General features: G+C 55.0%; 4 protein-coding genes. All 4 read left to right on the plus strand.

Annotated elements, in window-relative coordinates:
* The first annotated feature begins 162 nt into the window (after positions 1-162).
* The 4 genes from QMX84_RS26090 to QMX84_RS26105 all read left to right on the plus strand — a co-directional run bounded on the left by QMX84_RS26090 (position 163) and on the right by QMX84_RS26105 (position 2,973).
* Positions 163-969 carry an ABC transporter substrate-binding protein gene (locus QMX84_RS26090; RefSeq protein ID WP_262123019.1) on the plus strand — a complete coding sequence of 269 codons (807 nt, stop codon included), beginning with the start codon at positions 163-165 and terminating at the stop codon, positions 967-969.
* A 74-nt stretch (positions 970-1,043) separates the two neighbouring features.
* Positions 1,044-1,772: an amino acid ABC transporter permease gene (locus tag QMX84_RS26095; protein WP_282365132.1), complete on the plus strand. Its 729-nt coding sequence runs from the start codon at positions 1,044-1,046 to the stop codon at positions 1,770-1,772.
* 3 nt (positions 1,773-1,775) lie between these two features.
* Positions 1,776-2,459, plus strand: a complete 684-nt coding sequence (locus tag QMX84_RS26100) for an amino acid ABC transporter permease (protein ID WP_282365133.1) — start codon at positions 1,776-1,778, stop codon at positions 2,457-2,459.
* Between the two features lie 148 nt (positions 2,460-2,607).
* Positions 2,608-2,973 (plus strand): hypothetical protein, encoded by a 366-nt coding sequence (locus QMX84_RS26105; RefSeq protein ID WP_282365134.1) that lies wholly within the window; start codon positions 2,608-2,610, stop codon positions 2,971-2,973.
* The last annotated feature ends 85 nt before the right edge of the window (positions 2,974-3,058 follow it).

Here is a 3,058-nt window from a genome sequence, read left to right on the forward strand (position 1 = left end):
CTTGCCTCGCGATCTTTTAAAAGATCAAAAGATCGCGAGGCAAGCTCGCTCCTACAGACATATAAATAAATGGAATATTTAAATCGTTTTATATTCTTTTTTAAAAGCTTATTTTCCTGCAAGACTCTCGTCATAAATCTTCTAACTCATGATGAGAACGAAATGAAAAAACTCACTGCCCTCACCGCGCTGACATTGGCTGTTTTGTCGGGCCTGGCCCACGCTGATCGTCTGGATGACATCAAAAAGTCCGGCGTACTGCGCGTGGCTTCGTTTGACAGCAACCCGCCATTCGGTTTTGTGGACGCTAAAAGCAAGCAAATTGAAGGTCTGGACGTGGACTACGCCAAGGCCATCGCCGACAAACTGGGCGTGAAACTGCAACTGCAACCGACTAACCCGGCCAACCGCGTACCGCTGTTGCTCTCCAACAAGGTCGACCTGGTACTGGCCAACTTCACCATCACCCCTGAACGCGCCGAACAGGTGAACTTCAGCATTCCGTACTTCGCCTCGGGACAGCAATTTATCGTCAAAAAAGGCACCCTCAAATCCGAGCAAGACCTGAACAAATGGCGCGTTGGCGTCGACAAAGGCACGGTCAACGAAGGCGTGCTGCGCGAGAAATTCCCGGGCGCCAAAGTGATTGCCTACGATGACACCCCGTTCGCCTTCACCGCCCTGCGCAATGGCAACGTCCAGGCGATTACTCAGGACGGCCCAAAACTGATCGGCTTGCTGGCCAATGTGCCGGACAAAGACAAGTACGAAGTCCCGCCATTCACCATTTCCAATGACCTGATCGGCGTGGGCATTCCAAAAGGTGAACAGGCCCTGACCGACGTGGTCAACCAAACCCTCACCGAACTTGAAGCCAAAGGCCAGGCGCAGAAAATTTATGACACCTGGTTCGGTCCGGACACCAAAACTCCGCTGACCCGCCTGTACAAAATCGGCGACAAGAGCTAAGTCGCCCTAGCAACACTGAATAACCCGTCACGGACAACCGGACGGGTTTGTTTGTTTCTGGATGGACGCTGTTTATGTTCGGTGAACTGCTTGCCCCGCAATACCTGCATTGGCTGTTCGATGGTTTTATTCTCACCCTGATCCTTTCACTGTTGACCTGCCTGGTAGCCACCGGGTTGGGTTTTTTGCTGTGCCTGGCGAGGATCTCGCCCTCGCGCCTGTGGTCATGGCCCGCACGGGCATACCTGGCGCTGTTTCGTAATACACCGCTGCTGGTGCAGCTGTTTTTCTGGTACTTCGGGGTTACGGCGATGCTGCCCGAAGGCTTGGTGGTGTGGCTTAACCAGCCGCGCAGTCTCGACCTGGGCCTGTTCGAGCTTGAATGGCCGTCCTTTGAGTTTCTGGCGGGCTTCTGGGGCCTGATGCTCTACACCGCGGCGTTTATTTGCGAGGAGTTCCGCGCGGGCGTCAGTTCGGTGCGCCTTGAGCAACGTGCCGCCGGGTTGGCGCTTGGCTTCAAACCGGCGCAAGTGTGGCGTTACATTGTCTTCCCGCAAGCCCTGCGCACCGCGCTGGGGCCATTGCTGGGGCAATACATGAATGCCCTGAAAAACTCGTCGCTGACCATGGCCATCGGTTTGGCTGAGCTGTCTTATGCGTCGCGTCAGGTCGAGACCGAAACCTTCAAGACCTTCCAGGCCTTCGGTTTCGCCACCCTGCTGTATGTATTGAGCATCGCCCTGCTTGAAGTCATCGGGCAGTTGATTGCGCGCAGCAAGTGGTATCGGCAGGGAGTGCTCTAAGCCATGGACTTTTCGGTGATTAGCGACAACCTGTCGTACTTCTTGATCGGCGCCTACCCCAACGGCCCGCTGGGCGGGGCTGCATTGACGCTGGTGTTGAGCCTGTTTTCCGGGGTGATTTCGGCCATTTTGGGTCTGGTGCTGGGCATTGCCCTGGTGATGATTCGCTCTAAAGTACGTTGGGTATTGCTCGGCGTGCTGGGATTTTTGCGGGCCATTCCGGTGCTGATGCTGATTTTCTGGAGCTACTTTTTGCTGCCGATTCTGTTCAATGTCGATGTACCGGCATTGGCCACGGTGGTCTGCGCCCTGTCGTTGATTGGCGGTGCCTACCTTGCACATTCGGTGTACGCGGGCATCAGCAGTTTACCGGCGGGGCAATGGGCGGCGGGCAAGGCGTTGGGACTGGGCACATGGCAAGTGTTGCGCTTGATCATCCTGCCGCAGGCATTGCCGATGATGCTGCCGTCATTCCTCAACCAATGGATTTCACTGATCAAGGACACGTCGCTGGCGTACGTGATTGGCGTGGGGGAGTTGTCGTTTGTGGCGACCCAGGTCAGCAACCGGGTGATGGTGCACCCGACCGAGATCTACCTGTTTGTCGCGCTGGTGTACTTCGTGTTTTGCAGCAGCCTGGACCTGATTGCCAACCGGCTGATCAAGCCCAAGGCCCAGCCGCGATAACTGCTGTTACAAACGTGCCATAACTATGTACCGCAGGCACACGGCCAATAAGCTTTCCAATAGGTCATCGAAAGGTTTTAGCCGGCCGAATTTCTCACAGCATGAAGCTGGATAGGCCGGCTGTAATAAAAGGAGTTTTACCTTGAACATGACCGACAACAATGACGCTCCAACGGTAGGGGGTAAAGCAGGCGCTTGCGCCTACAACGCTCAGGTGCGCGACTTTCTCAATGAACGACTCAAGCAGCACGGGACCGACTGCGAGCAACTCTACATCACCACGGTTCACAGTGTGATCGAACCCAAAGTGACGTTCAGTCAAGACATACTGTCGCTGGGCAATGACACCCTGGAGTGGGAGACCGTGCAAAGTCATACCCATGGCCTGGTCGGAATTTTCAGCAAGCGCGGGACGTTCGAAGAGGCACACAGCTTCAGCAAACTGAGCTTCTATGATGTTGAAGCACTCATGCACGAACTGCTGGCAGAAGCCCGGAACAAATGGTTTGCCTGATCTAGACGCGTAGCGCAGCACAAATCCCTGTAGGAGCGAGCTTGCCTCGCGATCTTTTGATCTTTAAAAGATCGCGAGGCAAGCT

The organism is Pseudomonas sp. PS01297, assembly GCF_029959305.1.
In the GTDB taxonomy this organism is placed as follows: domain Bacteria; phylum Pseudomonadota; class Gammaproteobacteria; order Pseudomonadales; family Pseudomonadaceae; genus Aquipseudomonas; species Aquipseudomonas helleri.

Excerpts from the sequence above, each read along its gene's own strand:
- QMX84_RS26090 (WP_262123019.1), top strand. The coding sequence starts at position 163 with ATGAAAAAACTCACTGCCCTCACCGCGCTGACATTGGCTGTTTTGTCG.
- QMX84_RS26095 (WP_282365132.1), top strand. The coding sequence starts at position 1,044 with ATGTTCGGTGAACTGCTTGCCCCGCAATACCTGCATTGGCTGTTCGAT.
- QMX84_RS26100 (WP_282365133.1), top strand. The coding sequence starts at position 1,776 with ATGGACTTTTCGGTGATTAGCGACAACCTGTCGTACTTCTTGATCGGC.
- QMX84_RS26105 (WP_282365134.1), top strand. The coding sequence starts at position 2,608 with ATGACCGACAACAATGACGCTCCAACGGTAGGGGGTAAAGCAGGCGCT.